The sequence below is a fragment of the Ruminococcus sp. AF31-8BH genome, from assembly GCF_003460605.1.
Classification (GTDB): Bacteria; Bacillota; Clostridia; order Lachnospirales; family Lachnospiraceae; genus Blautia_A; species Blautia_A acetigignens.
Map to the genome: position 1 here is coordinate 131,403 of NZ_QTVN01000006.1, position 18,721 is coordinate 150,123.

At 46.5% G+C, this 18,721-nt stretch carries 16 protein-coding genes; 6 read left to right on the top strand and 10 right to left on the bottom strand.

Translation table 11 applies throughout. From position 1 onward, the window contains the following. Positions 1-22: 22 nt before the first annotated feature. The 6 genes from pgsA to DWZ38_RS09375 form a co-directional block, all read right to left on the bottom strand. On the bottom strand, positions 23-562 hold the full coding sequence (gene pgsA, locus DWZ38_RS09350; RefSeq protein ID WP_021924693.1) for a CDP-diacylglycerol--glycerol-3-phosphate 3-phosphatidyltransferase: 540 nt from the start codon (positions 560-562) through the stop codon (positions 23-25). Continuing rightward, the gene (gene rimO / locus DWZ38_RS09355; RefSeq protein ID WP_021924694.1) at positions 546-1,883 is read right to left on the bottom strand and encodes a 30S ribosomal protein S12 methylthiotransferase RimO; all 1,338 of its coding nucleotides are present in this window, start codon (positions 1,881-1,883) and stop codon (positions 546-548) included. Before rimO ends, pgsA begins: the two co-directional genes overlap by 17 nt. Before the next feature lies 1 nt (position 1,884). After that, the gene (rpoZ, locus tag DWZ38_RS09360) at positions 1,885-2,232 is read right to left on the bottom strand and encodes a DNA-directed RNA polymerase subunit omega (protein ID WP_021924695.1); all 348 of its coding nucleotides are present in this window, start codon (positions 2,230-2,232) and stop codon (positions 1,885-1,887) included. 228 nt (positions 2,233-2,460) lie between these two features. Next, the gene (gmk, locus tag DWZ38_RS09365) at positions 2,461-3,087 is read right to left on the bottom strand and encodes a guanylate kinase (RefSeq protein WP_021924696.1); all 627 of its coding nucleotides are present in this window, start codon (positions 3,085-3,087) and stop codon (positions 2,461-2,463) included. Further along, a complete protein-coding gene (locus DWZ38_RS09370; RefSeq protein ID WP_021924697.1) occupies positions 3,080-3,352 on the bottom strand; it encodes an extracellular matrix/biofilm biosynthesis regulator RemA family protein in 273 nt (90 codons plus the stop codon). The genes gmk and DWZ38_RS09370 overlap by 8 nt, the downstream gene beginning before the upstream one ends. A 299-nt stretch (positions 3,353-3,651) precedes the next feature. Continuing rightward, positions 3,652-4,530, bottom strand: coding sequence for a YicC/YloC family endoribonuclease (locus tag DWZ38_RS09375; RefSeq protein ID WP_021924698.1), 879 nt, complete (start codon positions 4,528-4,530; stop codon positions 3,652-3,654). Between the two features lie 367 nt (positions 4,531-4,897). Here DWZ38_RS09375 and DWZ38_RS09380 point away from each other — a divergent pair, with 367 nt between their 5' ends. Together DWZ38_RS09380 and DWZ38_RS09385 are read left to right on the top strand one after the other, a co-directional pair. Continuing rightward, the gene (locus tag DWZ38_RS09380) at positions 4,898-6,646 is read left to right on the top strand and encodes an NFACT RNA binding domain-containing protein (RefSeq protein WP_117851987.1); all 1,749 of its coding nucleotides are present in this window, start codon (positions 4,898-4,900) and stop codon (positions 6,644-6,646) included. Between the two features lie 82 nt (positions 6,647-6,728). Then, positions 6,729-8,285: an ABC-F family ATP-binding cassette domain-containing protein gene (locus DWZ38_RS09385; protein WP_117851991.1), complete on the top strand. Its 1,557-nt coding sequence runs from the start codon at positions 6,729-6,731 to the stop codon at positions 8,283-8,285. Between the two features lie 377 nt (positions 8,286-8,662). On the opposite strand, the gene DWZ38_RS09390 is transcribed toward DWZ38_RS09385, so the two are convergent. Further along, entirely contained in the window at positions 8,663-10,753 is a 2,091-nt protein-coding gene (locus DWZ38_RS09390) for an elongation factor G (RefSeq protein WP_021926500.1), read from the bottom strand. 356 nt (positions 10,754-11,109) lie between these two features. Here DWZ38_RS09390 and DWZ38_RS09395 point away from each other — a divergent pair, with 356 nt between their 5' ends. The 3 genes from DWZ38_RS09395 to DWZ38_RS09405 all read left to right on the top strand — a co-directional run bounded on the left by DWZ38_RS09395 (position 11,110) and on the right by DWZ38_RS09405 (position 15,215). Then, on the top strand, positions 11,110-12,219 hold the full coding sequence (locus DWZ38_RS09395; protein WP_117851995.1) for a prephenate dehydrogenase: 1,110 nt from the start codon (positions 11,110-11,112) through the stop codon (positions 12,217-12,219). 168 nt (positions 12,220-12,387) lie between these two features. Next, positions 12,388-13,662: a 3-phosphoshikimate 1-carboxyvinyltransferase gene (aroA, locus tag DWZ38_RS09400; RefSeq protein WP_117851999.1), complete on the top strand. Its 1,275-nt coding sequence runs from the start codon at positions 12,388-12,390 to the stop codon at positions 13,660-13,662. A gap of 563 nt (positions 13,663-14,225) precedes the next feature. Beyond that, positions 14,226-15,215, top strand: a complete 990-nt coding sequence (locus DWZ38_RS09405) for a 2-hydroxyacid dehydrogenase (RefSeq protein ID WP_021926503.1) — start codon at positions 14,226-14,228, stop codon at positions 15,213-15,215. 134 nt (positions 15,216-15,349) lie between these two features. Here the strand turns inward: DWZ38_RS09405 and DWZ38_RS09410 are convergent, their stop codons facing one another. The 3 genes from DWZ38_RS09410 to DWZ38_RS09420 all read right to left on the bottom strand — a co-directional run bounded on the left by DWZ38_RS09410 (position 15,350) and on the right by DWZ38_RS09420 (position 16,878). Then, complete coding sequence (locus DWZ38_RS09410) at positions 15,350-15,664, bottom strand: type II toxin-antitoxin system RelE/ParE family toxin (protein WP_021926504.1); 315 nt, start codon at positions 15,662-15,664, stop codon at positions 15,350-15,352. 3 nt (positions 15,665-15,667) lie between these two features. Further along, entirely contained in the window at positions 15,668-15,934 is a 267-nt protein-coding gene (locus DWZ38_RS09415; RefSeq protein WP_021926505.1) for a type II toxin-antitoxin system Phd/YefM family antitoxin, read from the bottom strand. 110 nt (positions 15,935-16,044) lie between these two features. Beyond that, positions 16,045-16,878 (bottom strand): deoxyribonuclease IV, encoded by an 834-nt coding sequence (locus DWZ38_RS09420; protein ID WP_117852255.1) that lies wholly within the window; start codon positions 16,876-16,878, stop codon positions 16,045-16,047. 391 nt (positions 16,879-17,269) lie between these two features. Here DWZ38_RS09420 and DWZ38_RS09425 point away from each other — a divergent pair, with 391 nt between their 5' ends. Continuing rightward, a complete protein-coding gene (locus tag DWZ38_RS09425; protein ID WP_021926507.1) occupies positions 17,270-18,643 on the top strand; it encodes a sodium-dependent transporter in 1,374 nt (457 codons plus the stop codon). Positions 18,644-18,721 lie beyond the last annotated feature (78 nt).

The following is an 18,721-nucleotide window of genomic DNA, read 5'->3' on the forward strand; positions in this document are numbered from 1 at the left end:
CTCTAAGCTTTCCTGCACAGGATTACTCCTGCATGGAAATCACATTTTTATTCTGCACAATATAGGTGATCAGGGAAATCACAGTCAGTGCCAGTGACAGCCAGATAAAAATATTGGTCAGAATCTCAAAAATTCCGCCAAAATTCAGAATCAGCAGAATGATCATCACCATCTGGGAAGCAGTCTTAAATTTGCCCCAGTAGTTTGCGGCAATTACCACTCCGTTCTCAGCTGCGATCAGTCTGAATCCGCTGATAATAAATTCTCTTGCGATCACAACAATCACCATCCATGCAGGCAGGCGGTCCAGCTCGATCATGCAGATCAAAGCCGAACAAACAAGCAGCTTGTCCGCAAGGGGATCCATAAATTTACCAAAGTTGGTGACCAGATTATACTTACGTGCCAGTTTGCCGTCAAACCAGTCTGTAATGCTTGCCGCAGCAAAAATAACAAGACAGATATAACGGTTGGCTTCCCCGCCCCATCCAGTCAGAATAAATAATACAAAAAACGGTACCATAATCATTCTGGCAACAGTCAGCTTATTCGGTGTATTCATTCTCCAGCTCTCCTATCAAATCATACTCCAGAGCACCTGTAACCCGTACTCTTGCAAAATCTCCGGTCATAAGAAGTTCGCCTGTCTGTACAAAAATATAGCCGTCAACCTTAGGCGCATCTCCGTAAGTACGTCCAATATACGCACTTTCACCGGATACCTTGCCCTCGATCATAACAGTCAGTACCTGACCTACGCGATTCTCACCCTTCTCCAGAGAAATCTCCTGCTGAAGTTCCATGATCTCATCTCGTCTGGCTTCCTTGACTTCTTCGGGAATCTGATCCTCCATAGTCGCTGCCGGGGTATCCTCCTCTGCGGAATATGGGAAAACACCAAGGCGGTCGAACTCGATTTCGTCCACAAACTCCATCAGTTCTTCGTGGTCTTCCTGGGTCTCTCCAGGGAAACCGCTGATCAGACTGGTACGAAGGAAAATATCCGGAATCTCACGGCGCAGCTTGCCAATAATGTCCACAAGCTCCTGCTTGGTGGTGCGGCGTCCCATACGTTTCAGCACGCGGTCGCTGGCATGCTGAATAGGAAGATCCAGATAATGGCAGATCTTCTTCTCTTCCTTCATGGTCTGAATCAGTTCATCATAAATCTCCTCCGGATAACAGTATAAAATACGGATCCAGCGGATTCCTTTAATCTTGCAAAGCTCTTTCAAAAGCACATGCAGGGATTTCTTTCCGTAAAGATCCTTGCCGTAAAGAGTAGTCTCCTGTGCAACCAGGATCAGCTCCTTTACGCCCTGTTCGGCAAGTGACTGTGCTTCCTTCACCAGCTGTTCCATAGGAACGCTTCGGTAGCTTCCCCTGAGCTTGGGGATAATACAGTACGTACAGTGCTTGTCACAGCCCTCTGCAATCTTCAGATATGCAAAATGGCCGCCAGTTGTCAGCATACGCTTGCCGGAAATATTGGGAAGGAAATCAATGCTCTTGTATTCTTCGAAGTGCCTGCCCGCCTCAGCTTCCTTAACAGCTTTGATAATATCGCCGTAGGAAGTAGTTCCAAGGATTGCATCCACCTCCGGTATTTCCTCTGAAATCTCTTTCTTGTAGCGCTGTGCCATGCATCCGGTGACGATCAGAACTTTGCAGGTGCCTGCCTTTTTCTTCTCTGCCATCTCAAGAATGGTATTGACACTCTCTTCCTTGGCATCTCCAATGAAGCAGCAGGTATTTACGATAATCACCTCTGCCTCATCTTCATCGTCCACAATCTGATGTCCGTCTGCTGCCAGCATTCCAAGCATTTCCTCAGAATCTACCAGGTTCTTATCACATCCAAGGGAAATGAACAATAATTTCATATTATTCTGCACTCTCCTGGGAAACAGTCTCTGCTGTTGCTTCTTCTGCAGCTGCTTCCTCTGCCGGCTGCTCCGGTGCAAGACCTGCGATCTCTCTTAAATCCTCTTCCTCGTGCTGTCCCGGAAGGATCTTAACCTTTCCGTGATATAACTCGTCGATTGCGATGGAAAGCGGTTTCTTGCCTTTTACATTATCTGCAAGAGGCTTCGCTCCGCCGATGAGCTGGCGTGCACGCTTGCTGGTTGCAAGAATCAGGGAATAACGGCTGTTGAGCACCATGCTCTCGTCATCGTCCTCGTTGTTTGTATTGATTGCTTCGATTAATTCTGAATAAGATGGATGGATCATATATATACTCCTTTCAAATTTGAGGGCCTTTGCAGCGTGCAGGAACCAGTTTCTGTAAATACCAGAAAACCTTTCCTGACATGCTTCGGCCGTAATTTCTCGTTACTTGATAGTAACATTTTATCATAAAGGCCGGGAACCGGTTTCTATTTAAAACATGTTCCTAACCTAAATTAACAAATTGATATCTGCTGGCAGCACTGCTGCCAAAACCAGACAAGCTGCCAGTTATTCTTCTGTAAATCTGGCTGCCTGCGCCTGGATCTCATGGATGAAATCCAGATTTCTCTTCATGGAAAAATGCTCGCTCTGGATGATGCCGTGAAGTCTGTCCACTGCCTCATCAAGCTGGTCATTTACCAGAACGTAATCATACTCGTCCACGCCCTCCGCTTCCTGTGCTGCTCTGGCAAGACGCTGGTGGATCACTTCTGCAGTCTCCGTGCCTCTTCCCACAAGACGCTCTCTTAACACTTCCATGGAAGGTGCAGTCACAAATACCAGCACTGCCTCCGGGAATTTCTTCTTGATCTTGCGCGCGCCCTGGATCTCAATCTCAAGGATCACATCGCGTCCCTGTGAAAGCTGCTCTTCCACATAGGCCTTAGGTGTGCCGTAATAATTCTCAACATACTGGGCATATTCAATCAGCTGATCCTGACGGATCATCTCTTCAAACTCTTCTCTGGTGCGGAAAAAATACTCTCTTCCGTCCTCTTCCCCTGGCCTGGGGTTTCTTGTGGTGGCAGACACAGACAACGCATAATTGTCATATTTCGCCATCAGGCTTTTCATAATGGTGCCTTTCCCTGCTCCGGAAAAACCGGAAACAACTACCAGAACTCCTCTACTCATGGCCCTCTCCCTTACTTTCAAAATCGTGTACCTCTGCAAATCTGCGGGCAATGGTGTCCGGCTGGATTGCAGATAAAATCAGAATGTCGTCAGATGTCACGATCACGGACTTGGTCTTCCTGCCCTGGGTGGCATCTACAAGGGAATTGGTTCCCTTCACACTCTGAACCATTCGTTTCACCGGTGCGGCATCCGGGTTCACCACAGCTACAATTTTCTGGGAATTCACCACATTGCCGAATCCGATATTGATTAATTTTGCCATGTTTTCCCCCTTCTGTCAATATACCTTCTAGTTATAAAGAAAATGATTCTTCAAAAAGTTGACGCGGCGCTAGAACCGGCCCCCAAAATCATTCCTGCAATCTGCACGCCCCACTTTGTGGGAGCTTCTGCCCGAATTCAGTTGCCGTAGCCCGCTCTAACAATCGTCTTAAGCCCGTCAACAATTCGGAATCCGCTGATTTACTTCGTAAATCGCTGCTTCCTCATACCCCAGCAGGATTCAAGGTCATCGGCCTTTTCGTGCAAGCACGAGCGTCCGCCGACTTTGAATCCCCCTGGTTACTCTATATTCTGGATCTGCTCACGGATTTTCTCAATCTCGGTTTTCAGATCAATGGCAATGTTGGAAATCACCAGGTCACTGGATTTCGACAGGATCGTATTTGCCTCACGGTTCATCTCCTGAGCCATGAAATCAAGCTTGCGGCCAATCCCCTCTTTCTCCTCCAGCATTCTCTTCATGCCCTGAATATGGCTGTGAAGACGCACAGTCTCCTCATCATTACAGATTTTGTCAGAGAACAGGATCACTTCTGCTGCAATGCGGGAATCCTCTATCTGGGAATCCTCAAGAAGCTCATGCACCTTCGCTTCCAGCTTCTCTCTGTAAGAATCCACAACCAGCGGAGAACGCTCCTCCACCTGGTTCACCTTCTCATCCAGTGCCTCCAGCTTGGTGATCAGGTCATTCTTAAGATGCTCGCCTTCTCTTTCACGGGCCTGGGCAAATTTCTCACAGGCTTCGCGAAGGGGGCCTTCCAGTACTGCCCAAAGCTCTTCCTCGTCTACAGACTGCTCCTCCATAGTCAGAACATCCGGATAACGGGAAAGAGCCCCTGCCTTCACGTCATTCTCAATGCCAAACTCCTCTGCCATCTGGCGGATATAGGCCATGTACTCAGATGCAAGCTCTTTATTATATTTCAATGCGCCACAGCTTAAGGTATAATCTTCATAGGTAATAAATACATCTACCTTGCCTCGCTGCATATATGTCTTCATAAGATTCCGGATAGCACCCTCCAGAAAACCAAGCTTCCTTGGCATCTTAATGCTCAGATCCAGATATCTGTGATTGACGGATTTTAATTCAACGGTGATTTTCCGATCTTTTGTAATCACCTCGGCTCTTCCAAAGCCGGTCATGCTTTTTATCATAGTAATCTCTTTCTGTATTTTGATTTTTGTTCCGAATGATGTCAGCCCCAAACAGCTTACATCACTTCTACGCATACAGATTTATTATAGTTCATTCCAAAACCCTAGTCAAATCATTTTTTTGCTGTTATAATATATTCTGATATCAGGGGCAAAAGGTCAAAAAGCCGTTCATGCTTGCATGATAAGGCTTTTGAACTTGGGACCCGCCGAACATAAGGAAGTAGCGATTTACGTAGTAAATCAGCGGATTCCGAATGTTCGAGAATTGCGGGAGCTGCTTCGCAGCGGAGCAATTCGTGGATATCAAGTTCGGGGCAAAAGACTTTTTGACCCGAACATCATAGTATAGAAAGGAGTTATTCCTATGGCCTTTGACGGAATTACCATTGCAGCAATGGTTTCTGAATTAAATAAAAATCTCTCCGGCGGACGCATCAACAAGATTGCCCAGCCAGAGAGCGATGAGCTTCTCATCACCGGGAAAGGGGCAAACGGCCAGAAGCGTCTGCTGCTCTCAGCCAGTGCTTCCCTTCCCCTGATCTATTTCACAGGCAAGAACCGGATCAGTCCCCTCACTGCCCCCAACTTCTGCATGCTTCTTCGCAAGCACATCGGCAGTGCAAGGATCACAGCCATCCGCCAGCCGGAACTGGAACGTGTAGTGGAATTTGAGCTGGAGCATCTCAACGAGCTGGGCGACGTGTGCCACAAGGTTCTGATCATGGAGCTGATGGGCAAGCACAGCAACATTATTTTCTGCGATGACCAGAATATGATCCTGGACAGCATCAAGCACGTATCCTGCAACGTAAGCTCCGTCCGCGAAGTTCTTCCCGGACGCCCCTACTTTATTCCACACACTCAGGACAAGCTGGACCCGCTCACCATTTCCAAAGAAGACTTTATGGAAAAAGTCTGCGGAAAATCTACCGCCATTTCCAAGGCTCTTTACCAGACTCTTACCGGTCTTAGCCCGGTGATGGCACAGGAGCTTTGCTACCGCGCTTCCATTGACGGAAATGATGAGGCCACAGCCCTTGAGGAAAATGCCCGTGAAAAATTATATCAGGAATTTTCCGGTATGATGGAGCAGATCCGCAGGGAAGAATTTACCCCTGTTATTGTATACAAAGGAGATGAACCTGTAGAATACGGCGTTTTTCCTTTTGCTCAGTATGGAGAAGGCTTCTCCAGCCAGACGTATGAATCCGTTTCCGAGATGCTGGAAACCTACTACGCTTCCCGTGACGTGATCACCCGCATCCGCCAGAAATCCGCGGACCTTCGCAAGATCGTCCAGACCGCCCTTGACCGCAACCGCAAGAAGTTAAGTATTCAGCAGAAGCAGATGAAGGACACAGAGAAAAAGGACAAGTACAAGATCTACGGCGAGCTGATCAACGCCTACGGCTACGGCCTGGAAGAAGGATGCAAATCCTTTAAAGCTGTAAACTATTATAATGGAGAGGAAATCACCATTCCCCTTGACCCTACCCTCACTCCCCAGGAGAATTCCAAAAAATACTTCGACCGCTACGGCAAGCTGAAGCGTACCCAGGAAGCCCTGGAGGTTCAGATTGCAGACACAGCCAGCGAGATCGAGCATCTGGAATCCATTTCCAATGCCCTTGATATTGCCACTGAGGAAAGCGACCTTTCCCAGATCAAGGAAGAGCTGATGGAGTACGGCTACGTGAAACGCCATTACGGAAACAAAAAAGGCGCCAAAATGCAGGTGAAGTCCAAGCCCTTCCACTATGTTTCCAGCGATGGCTACGATATTTATGTAGGCAAAAACAACTACCAGAACGACGAGCTTACCTTCAAGTTCGCCATAGGAAACGACTGGTGGTTCCACGCCAAAAAAATGCCCGGTTCCCACGTCGTAGTAAAAACCAAAGACGGCACCCTGCCGGACCGCACCTTCGAGGAAGCAGGCAATCTTGCCGCCTACTATTCCAAGGGACGCACTGCCCCCAAGGTGGAAATTGACTATCTTCAGAAAAAAAATGTGAAAAAGCCAGCCGGAGCCAAGCCTGGATTTGTGGTTTATTACACCAACTATTCTTTGATGGCTTCCCCGGATATTACAGGAATCGAGCAATTATCCTAACCGCGGCAAATGCAGATTTTTTTTGCGGCAAACCGGAATGTTTGCTGCACAACATACATTATTCTAAGAACAGGAGCAACCTATGAGTATTTTAAACGTTGAACACCTTACCCACGGCTTTGGTGACAGAGCTATTTTTCAGGATGTGTCCTTCCGCCTTCTCAAAGGAGAGCACATCGGCCTGGTAGGCGCCAACGGAGAAGGCAAATCCACCTTCTTCAACATTGTAACTGACAAATTAATGCCGGATGAGGGCAAAATCCAATGGGCAAAGAATGTCCGGGTAGGCTATCTGGATCAGCACTCTGTCCTTTCCCAGGGCATGACCATCCGCGATGTACTGAAATCCGCTTTTTCCTGGCTTTTTGAGCTGGAAGAGCGAATGAATACCATCTGCGATTCTCTTGGAGAAGCTTCCCCTGAGGAAATGGAAGCTCTTATGGAGGAGCTTGGAACCATTCAGGATACTATGACCATGCACGATTTTTACATAATCGACTCTAAGGTTGAGGAGGTTGCCCGCGCACTTGGGCTTCTGGATCTGGGGCTTGACCGTGATGTTACAGATTTAAGCGGTGGTCAGCGTACCAAGGTTCTTCTTGCCAAGCTTCTTCTGGAGAAACCGGACATCCTTCTTCTGGACGAGCCCACCAACTATCTGGACGAAGAGCACATTGCCTGGCTGAAGCGTTATCTTCAGGAATATGAGAATGCTTTTATTCTCATCTCCCATGATATTCCGTTTTTGAACGATGTTATCAACATTGTTTACCATATGGAAAACCAGGAGCTGAACCGCTACGTAGGCGACTATGACCACTTCCAGGAGGTTTACGAGGTAAAAAAATCCCAGCTGGAGGCAGCTTATCGCCGTCAGCAGCAGGAAATCAATGAGCTGAAGGATTTTGTTGCCAGAAACAAGGCTCGTGTTGCCACCCGAAATATGGCAATGTCCAGACAGAAAAAGCTGGACAAAATGGATGTGATCGAGCTTGCAGCCGAGAAGCCGAAGCCGGAATTTCATTTTAAACAGGGACGTACCCCTGGCAAATATATTTTTGAGACCAAGGATCTGGTAATCGGATACGATGAGCCCCTTTCCCGTCCTCTTACGCTTTCCATGGAAAGAGGTCAGAAAATTGCTCTGGTAGGTGCTAATGGAATCGGAAAAACCACTCTTCTGAAAAGTATCCTCGGACTGATCCCTGCACTGAAGGGAACCAGAGAATTAGGAGACAATCTTCAGATCGGTTATTTCGAGCAGGAAGTAAAGGGCGATAATAAAACCACCTGTATTGATGAGATCTGGGCAGAATTTCCATCCTACACCCAGTACGAAGTGCGCTCCGCACTTGCAAAATGCGGACTTACCACCAAGCACATTGAAAGTCAGGTCCGGGTACTCAGCGGCGGTGAGCAGGCCAAGGTGCGCCTGTGCAAGCTGGTAAACAAAGAGACCAACGTACTTCTTCTGGATGAGCCTACCAACCATCTGGATGTGGACGCAAAGGATGCGTTGAAGGAAGCGCTGAAAGAATACAGAGGAAGCGTTCTTCTTATCTGCCACGAACCGGAGTTTTACCAGGATGTGGTTTCCCAGGTGTGGGACTGCAGTAAGTGGACCACGAAAGTACTTTAATTTAAAACGGACATGTCACCTAACAGCGACATCACCATATATGAAAGTCAGCTGCTTGGCGCCTATGGGCGCTCCCACAGCTGCCAACCACATTCGTAATCCAGACTATCGCCCTACTTACTCATACGGTCTAGAGCCTGTTTGAAAAAGGCTCTAGAATATCCGATATCCAAAAATTCGCTCATGCAAGCATGGCTCATTCTTGGCTGCCGTCTGGGACTTTCATAATAAAAAAACGCCAGAGAGTTTGATTTCTAGGGTTCACCCAAACTCTCCGGCGTTTTTTAAATACCAGGGTTAAAAACTCAAAAAGCCGTTTATACTTGCACAATAAGGTTTTGAATTAGGGGCAAAAATTTTGCCCCTAACCTCCATTTTTATTCAGCATCAGCAGCAACCTTGCTTGCTCTTGCCTCGATTTCCTTCTGCTGGATATCTCCAGGTGCCTGCTCATAGCGTGCAAACTCATAGGAGAAGTCTCCGCTTCCGCCTGTCATGGAACGAAGATCTGTGGAATATCCGTAAATCTCAAGAAGCGGCACATCAGCTTCAATGATAGTATTTCCATTGTGATCCGGATTCATGCCAAGGACACGACCACGGCGCTTATTCAGATCACCCATAACGTCACCGGTATATTTGTCCGGAACAGTAACCTTCATGGAAACGATTGGCTCAAGGAGTACAGGAGATGCATCCATAAAGCCTTTCTTAAATGCCAGAATAGTTGCCATCTTAAATGCCATCTCAGAGGAATCTACCGGATGATAGGATCCGTCATAAAGAGTAGCCTTCACACCTACTACCGGATATGCAGCCAGAGGTCCCTTCTGAACGCATTCCTGAAGTCCCTTCTCAACTGCCGGGAAGTAGTTCTTCGGAACTGCACCGCCAACTACAACCTGCTCAAATACATATGGAGTCTCCATATCACCGGACGGCTCAAAGCGCATCTTAACATGACCATACTGTCCGTGTCCGCCGGACTGTTTCTTATGCTTTCCTTCTACATCAGAATTCTTGCGAATAGTCTCACGGAACGGAACCTTCGGTTTGGAAAGCTCTACGTCTACTTTATAGCGATCCTTCAGCATGCTGACAACAACGTCAAGATGCTGGTCGCCCATGCCATAAATAAGGCTCTGGCGGTTCGCACCGTCATTCTCAACGCGGACAGTCTTATCCTCGCTCATGATCTTGGACAGAGCCTGGGAAATCTTATCCTCATCACCTTTATTTACAGCCTTAAATCTCTTATAGGTATAAGGTGTGGAAAGGATTGCCTTCGGATAAAGTACCGGATTGGCTTTGCCAGCAAGGCTGTCGCCAGTCTGAACGCTTACCAGCTTGGCAATGGCGCCGATATCACCTGCATGAAGCTCCGGAACCTCGATTGGCTTAGAGCCCTGAAGAACATATAATTTGTTCAGGCGCTCCTCTGTACCTTTCTCCACATTGAGAAGGGTATCATCGGATTTGATAACACCGGAGCAAACCTTGATCAGGGAATATTTGCCAAGGAATGGATCCACGATGGATTTCCATACATATGCAGATTTCGCTTTGGCGAAGTCGTAATTTGCTTCAAAAATTTCATTGGTTTTCTGGGAAATACCGTTGCAGGAACGTTTGTCCGGGCTTGGGAAATATCCGCAGATATCATCCAGCAAGTTGGATACGCCGCGAAGATTGATCGGGGATCCCATGCATACCGGAACAATGCTTGCTTCCTGAATATTGGCTGCAAGTGCTGCGGAAACCTCTGTTACAGAGAATTCATCTCCCTCAAAGTAACGATCCATGAATTCCTCGCTGGTCTCTGCTACAGATTCCATCAGGATATCATGATATTTCTCAAGGTACTCATCCAGGTAAGAAGGAATCGCACATTCTTCCTTCTGTCCCTTGTCAATATATTTTCTTCCGGCCTGCTTCACAACGTTTACATATCCCACAAACTTGCCGTCCTCACGAATTGGGAAATGAAGCGGAGCAATCTTCTTGCCGTAAAGCTCAGTAAGCTGATCTACTACCTTACGATAGCTGACATCGTCCACGTCCATATCGGTAACGAAAATCATACGCGGAAGTTTGTACTTCTCGCACAGATTCCATGCCTTCTGGGTACCAACCTGTACGCCGGCCTTTCCAGATACTACGATGATTGCTGCGTCTGCAGCGCTGACAGCTTCCTCGACCTCTCCTACGAAATCAAAATATCCGGGAGTGTCCAGAATGTTTACCTTGTTCTTCTGCCACGGGACCGGAATCACAGATGTAGTAATGGAAAAGTGTCGTTTGATCTCTTCTTTATCATAATCACTGACAGTGTTGCCATCTTCCACTTTGCCTAAACGGTTGGTCAATCCTGCCAGATATGCCATTGCTTCTGCCAGAGTTGTCTTGCCAGCCCCACCGTGACCTAATAGGACTACATTTCTGATTCGGTCAGTTCTAAAAACGTCCATATGTAATACCTCCCTGTTTGTCTGATATGTTCATATTTTACTAAATATTCAGAAGAATTTCAAGTATTTTCTGGGATTTTGACGGTCTTTTTTCAAAAAAGTTTAGATTATTTTGTCATTTTCGTGGGAATTGACAATTTGCGAGGAATCTCGTACAATGACAGAAGGTAATTTCTTATTTAAAACGCGGGTAATATTCCGCGAGGTATTTTTTGTGAACAAAGTTCACGAAAAATCCGAGACTAGCAGCGCGAAATCATGCCTGCATGATTTCTGTGCATCGCGAAGCGCGTTACTGTAAACAAAGTGAACTGTAACGTTTCTCACTTTAACGAAGGAAAGGAAACGATATTATAATGAAGACAATCGGTTTTATCGGTCTTGGTCTGATCGGCGGTTCCATCGCCAAAGCCATCCGGAAGTACCATCCGGACTACCACATTCTGGCCTATAACCGCAGCAAGGAAGCACTTGCCTCTGCACTTAGCAGCGGCATTATAGATGGTGTCTGCGAGGAAATGAAGGATCCAAGGTTTGGAACCTGTGACTATGTATTTCTTTGCGCACCAGTAGAAATCAATCTGGAATGCCTGGCATACTTAAAGGAGATCCGTCAGGACGGATGCATCATTACAGATGTGGGAAGCGTAAAGGGAATCATCCACCAGAAGGTTGAGGAACTTGGAATGACAGACTGCTTCATCGGCGGTCATCCAATGGCTGGTTCTGAGAAAACCGGATTCGACCATTCCAATGAGCGCATTCTGGAGAACGCTTACTATATTCTTACTCCAGGCGGCGAAGTTGGGCTGGAATATATTGGAGATTTCACAGAGCTGATCCGCTCCCTTGGGGCCATTCCTATGGTGCTCACTGCAGAGGAGCACGATTTCATCACTGCAGGTGTGAGCCATCTGCCCCACATTATCGCATCTGCGCTTGTCAATCTTGTGAAAACACTGGACAATGACGCGGAATATATGAAAACCATCGCAGCCGGCGGCTTCCGGGACATTACAAGGATCGCTTCCTCTTCTCCTGTAATGTGGCAGCAGATCTGCATGGAAAATCACGAGAACATTTCCAATGTTCTGGATGACTACATCCGCATGCTGATCCAGATCCGCTGTTCCATTGACAACTGCGCTTCTGACGGCAGGGAAGCAGACGCCATTTACCAGATGTTTGCAAGCTCCAGGGATTACCGTGACTCCATCGATGTGGTAGATAATGGACCCATCCGCAAGGCTTATGTGCTTTATCTGGATATTGCAGATGAGGCCGGTGGAATTGCTACCATCGCAACCATTCTTGCTATGGACAAGATCAGTATCAAGAATATCGGCATCATCCACAACCGTGAATTTGAACAGGGCGTTCTGAAAATCGAATTTTATGAGGAAGACGCCATGGAACGGGCAATTGCACTTTTGAAGAAGCGCAATTATATCGTTTATGAACGATAATCTGTGCCCCAGCGGTTGTTTATAAGGGATACACTACAATCAATTTTTCAAACAAACACTGTATCAGTACAGTAAATATGAAGTAACCGCCATATTGACTCGTCTAATTCTTCTATGGCAGATACTCCATTTTGTTGTATTAGACTTTTCATTTAAGGAACGATTATTATGGAAATAAAAAAATTAACCAATCTCCACGGCGAGATTACAGTCCCCGGCGACAAATCCATCTCCCACCGTGCTGTCATGTTCGGTTCCCTTGCCAAAGGGACCACCCGCATTACCCATTTTCTGGAAGGAGCGGACTGCCTTTCCACCATCTCCTGTTTCCGCAAAATGGGCATCGACATCGAGAACAACAACGGCGAAATCCTGGTCCACGGAAAAGGACTTCGCGGACTTTCTTCCCCAACTGACATCTTAGATGTGGGAAACAGCGGCACCACTACCCGCCTGATTTCCGGTATCCTTGCAGGACAGAATTTTGTGTCCGAGCTGACCGGAGACGACTCCATCCAGAGCCGCCCTATGAAACGGATTATGACTCCCCTTCTTTCCATGGGAGCTGACATCACCAGCATAAAAGGAAACAACTGCGTTCCCCTTCGGATTGCAGGACATCCGCTGAAAGCCATTCACTACGATTCTCCGGTTGCTTCTGCCCAGGTGAAATCCTGTGTGCTTCTGGCAGGCATGTACAGTGACGGCGTTACCAGCGTCACAGAGCCCGTCCTTTCCAGAAACCACACGGAGATCATGCTGAATTATTTCGGCGCACAGGTAACCTCTGAGGGAACCACCGCTTCCATTGTTCCGGAACCTTCTCTTCATGCAAGGGAAATCACTGTACCAGGCGATATTTCTTCTGCCGCTTACTTTATCGCCGCAGGACTTCTGGTTCCAGGAAGCGAAATTCTTCTGAAAAACGTGGGAATCAATCCTACCAGAGACGGACTTCTTCGCGTCTGCAAAGACATGGGTGCTGACATTACCATGCTGAATGTGAATATGGACGGCGAGCCAACTGCGGACCTTCTGGTACGCACCAGTTCGCTTCACGGTACCACTGTAGGAGGCGAAATTATCCCTACTTTGATCGACGAGATCCCGATGATCGCGGTTATGGCTGCTTTCGCAGAGGGAACCACCATCATCAAGGATGCCAAGGAGCTTAAGGTAAAAGAATCCGACCGTATTCTGGTTATGGCAGAGAATCTCTCCCGCATGGGTGCTGACATCACCCCGACAGATGACGGCATGATCATTCATGGCGGCAAGCCGCTGCACGGCGCCGTGATTGATTCTTATCTGGATCACCGTGTCGCCATGTCATTTGCCATCGCCGGACTCCTCTGCGACGGTCCGCTTTCCATTAAAGGTGGCGACTGTGTGAAGATTTCCTATCCGGAATTTTATGAAGATCTGTATCGTTTAGGCGAATAACCCTTCCCTCCTCTTAGGTTACCATAGCGATCTGAGGCAAGTGAATTAAGCAAAAATAATAAAAGCCGGAATTTTCCAGAAAAGCATCTGTATGGAGTTTCGGCTTTCTTTTATGCAATATCTTTTTTCTTCAAATCTCCTTTCTCAAAATGGGTAAAATCTGGCTGTTTGTTCGGTTAATGACCTTTCTTTTTTCAAATATTTTCTCTTTGAGATGGTTGTTTTTCCTCCTCATTCTGTTAAATAATAATCAATGTTAGTTTGATGCAATCGTCTCTTTCACTATATAATTCTTCTGTTTTCCTAATTTCATTATGTATTTTCCACATTTTGTCATGTATTTATTTGTGCACAATTTTAAAATTCGTTTTATTCTGATTTTTATATTGATATTTTTTTAACACATTCGACGAAGTTGAAAAACTTCCTGTTTTCCCCTTTTTTTCCTGGAAAAAATAACGTATAATCTCACTGTAAGTTGAGGAACACTAAAAGACAAACAAAGCGAACCGAGATCAGCCCAGACAAAAGAGCGGCTGGTACAAAGAAAGGAGCCAGAAATAATGAAAATTTTATTTTACGGAACCAAAAATTACGACGAGCAGTTTTTTGACAAACTTCTGCCTGAATTCCCAGGTATTGAAATTAAATTTATCGAAGCGAATATCCACGAAGAGACCGCTTCTCTTGCAAAGGGCTATGAAGCCATCTGTGCATTTGTAAATGCGGATCTGAGTACGAAAGTTATAGAAGAGTTACATCAGCAGGGCGTGAAACTAATCCTTATGCGCTGCGCAGGTTACAACAACGTAGACCTGAAAACAGCACAGAAATACGGCATCAAGGTTCTGCGTGTACCAGGCTACTCTCCTGAGGCAGTTGCAGAGCATGCAATGGCACTTGCCCTTACCGCAAACCGCCACACTCACAAGGCGTACATCAAATGCCGTGAGAATAACTTTACTTTAAATGGTCTTATGGGCGTGAACCTTTATAAGAAAACAGCTGGAATCATCGGTACCGGAAAGATCGGACAGGCTATGGCAAGAATCTGCAAGGGATTTGGAATGCGCGTCATCGCTTATGATCTTTTCCCGAATAAGAACCTTGATTTCCTGGAGTATGTTTCCCTGGACGAGCTGCTTGCTACCAGTGATCTGATCAGCCTCCACTGCCCGCTTACCGATGAGACCAAGCATATCATCAATGAGAAAACAATTGCGCAGATGAAGGATGGCGTGATTCTTGTGAATACTTCCCGCGGCGGCCTGATCAAGACAGAGGATCTGATTTCCGGCATCCGCGATCACAAGTTCTTCGCAGTTGGACTGGACGTTTACGAGGAGGAATCTGATTATGTATTCGAGGATCTGTCCGAGAGCATTATGCAGACTTCCCTGATCCAGCGTCTCCTCTCTTTCCCGAACGTCACCATGACCTCCCACCAGGGATTCTTCACCGAAGAAGCCCTCACCAACATCGCCGAGACCACCATGGAAAATGCGCGTGCTTACATGAACGGAGAAGAACTGAAGAACGAAGTACTTTCATAAGCAGCGTCTCTGTTATTTCAATAAAATAAATGAAAGGTATTTCAAGGCAGAAAGCGTTTGAAATACCTTTTTTGTTTCTTTATAGTAAAAAGCACCACCAGTTGAAGCAACGATTTTTACATCAGCCATACATTTTATCGAATAAGCCAGCTATAATCCTTACGGCAATCAAGAATATAATCCACATACACCGCATGATCTTTGATTTGATAAAGAACTAGATACCACTTTTCCACGAACATCTTATGATATTTATTCGGTGGTATATAAGATTCTTCAAAGAACGGAAAGCGCTGAGACATACGCTCTAAGGAGCGCATCGCTGTGATCAGTTCTTTCTTTTTGGCAGCAGCAGCTTCTTTATTGACCTGTGTCATAAAACGGAAGTGCGCTCCCAGCATCTGCTTTGCTCTGTCGGAAACAATTACCTTATATCTCTTATCTGCCATACACTATACCTCATCAATCACATCATCAAGGTATGCATCCAGTTCATCAAGAGTACATCCGCTTCTTCCTGCTATTCTGTCTTCCTCAACAGCAAGCAGTTCCTCCCTTAGTTTTAGCATCTTTTCCCAACGGTTGTAAGTTTCAATATCCATAACCACCAAGTCACCTTCACCATTCTTGGTCAGAAATATGGGTTCTTCTGTTTTGCGGCACATATCAGCAATCTCGTTGTAATTTTGGCGAATCGCTGCAGACGGACGAATATTCATATTGACACCTCCTTGGAATCATTGAGATAGTAATATTCTATCTATATTATACTTATCTCATACAACGAAGTCAATGTTTTCAAAAAATTTGCAATTACAAGTTTTCAGCATTATTCCGCATATTTCGCCCGTAATAATGCAATCTCCCTCGTCCATCCTTCATCGTCATTGGGTGTTTCCAGAATAAATGGTCTGCCTTCCAAGGCGGGGTGGCGGATGACACGGACCAGGGCGTCGAGACCGATCTGGCCTTCGCCGATTTTGGCGTGGCGGTCTTTGTGGCTGCCAAGGCCGTTCATACTATCGTTCAGATGAATTGCTTTCAGACGTTCGAGGCCGATGATACGGTCGAACTCATTCAGCACACCATCCAGATCATTCACAATATCATAGCCGCCATCCCATACATGACAGGTATCCAAACAGACACCCAGCTTGTCTTTCTTCTCCACCAGATCCATAATGGCCCGAAGCTCCTCAAAACGGCTTCCCACCTCAGATCCTTTCCCGGACATGGTTTCAAGAAGAACGGTTGTGGTCTGCTCCTTTGTAAGAACTGCATTCAGTACCTCCGCAATCTTCTGGATTCCAACCTCGATTCCCTGTCCCACATGGCTTCCCGGGTGGAAATTATAGTAATTTCCAGGGGTAAATTCCATGCGCTTCAGATCATCCGCAAAAGTCTCCTTTGCAAACTCTCTCAGATTCTCCTTCACTGCACAGGCATTCAGAGTATAAGGGGCATGAGCCACTATTTTCCCAAATTCATGCTCCCTGGCAAGCTCCAGAAACTTTGCCACATCCGCCGGATCAATAGCCTTGGCATTTCCCCCTCTTGGATTTCTTGTAAAAAACGCGAATGTATTCCCGCCGTTTTTCACCATCTGCCGCCCCATGGCAGCGTATCCTTTAGAAGAAGATGTATGATTTCCTATATATAACATATGCTTTTTCCCTTTCTGCAAATATCCTCCATTGTTCCTGTACACTTTGCGCCAAAAATCCCGCGGAACATTACCAATGAACAGTCACCTTATTGGTTACTGTTCACTCCGTGCCCAGTAACACGCTTCGCGATGCACAAAAATCATGCAAAGCATGATTTCGCGCCGCAGTTCTCGGGTTTTCTGTGAACTTTGTTCACAAAAAACACCTCGCGGAACATTACCAGTGAACAGTCACCTTATTGTACCATTTCTCCCTTCTTTTTCAAGAAATTTATTGACGAAATCCCTTTTTCTTCTTATACTATTGAAAGGTGTGTTCATCTGTAAAAACACGTTCGTCCCACATTTTTACAGAGTTCATTCATACAAAAAGAGGAAGGAAATCGATATGAAAGAACGTGAAAAATTCTCATCCCGGCTGGGATTTATCCTGATCTCAGCCGGCTGCGCCATCGGCATCGGTAATGTATGGCGCTTCCCTTACATCACAGGCCAGTACGGCGGTGCTGCCTTCGTACTGATCTATCTTCTGTTCCTGGTAATCCTGGGACTGCCCATCATGGTTATGGAATTTGCAGTCGGCCGCGCAAGCCGCAAATCCGCTGCCAGAAGCTTCCATCTCCTTGAGCCCAAAGGCACCAAATGGCACCTTTACAGCTACGGTGCCATGCTCGGCAACTACATGCTGATGATGTTCTACACCACAGTAGGCGGCTGGATGCTTGCATACTTTTTCAAAATAGCAAGCGGAACCTTCACAGGTCTTGACACAGACGGTGTCGGAAATGTCTTTAACACCCTGCTTTCCAATCCAGGGGAAATGACCTTCTGGATGGTAGTCGTAACCGCTTTTGGCTTTGGCACCTGCTGCATGGGACTGCAGAAAGGCGTTGAGCGTATTACCAAAGTTATGATGGTTTGTCTTCTTACCATTATGGTAGTCCTCTGTATCAAGAGCTGTACCCTTCCAGGGGCAATCGAAGGCATTAAGTTCTACCTGCTTCCGGACTTTGGCCGTCTGAAAGAAAACGGACTGCTCTCCGGTATCTACGCTGCTATGGGACAGGCATTCTTCACCCTGAGCCTTGGAATCGGTGCTATGGCGATCTTCGGAAGCTACATCGACAAAGAACGCAGCCTTATGGGCGAATCCATCCAGATCGGAATTCTGGATACCTTCGTAGCGCTGATGGCCGGCCTTATTATTTTCCCGGCATGCTTCGCTTACAACGTAAGTCCTACACAGGGTGTTGGACTTGTGTTCGTAACACTGCCCAACATGTTTAACCAGATGATGGGAGGACGCTTCTGGGGCGCATTGTTCTTTATTTTCATGACATTTGCGGCTCTTTCCACCATCATTGCCGTATTTGAAAATATCTTAAGCTTTGCCATGGATCTGTGGGGATGGAGCCGTAAAAAAGCCGTTGCTGTAAACGGTATCGCCATTTTCATTCTGTCCATGCCATGCGTGCTTGGATTCAATGTATGGAGCGGTTTTCAGCCGCTTGGCGCAGGAAGCACCATTCAGGACCTGGAGGACTTCATTATCTCCAACAACCTGCTTCCCCTTGGAAGCCTTGTTTACCTGCTGTTCTGCGTTACCCGCTATGGATGGGGATGGGACAACTTCATCAAAGAGGCGGATCTTGGAAACGGTGTTAAATTTCCAAAATGGGCACGTCCATATCTCACCTATGTACTGCCGCTTATCGTTCTGTTGATTTTCGTAATGGGTTATTACGATAAGTTCTTCAGATAAAATACCCGCAAAATACCATACCCAACAGGGCAAAAATTCACCGGACTATTTTACAGAAACCTTTGGATTTTTGCCCTT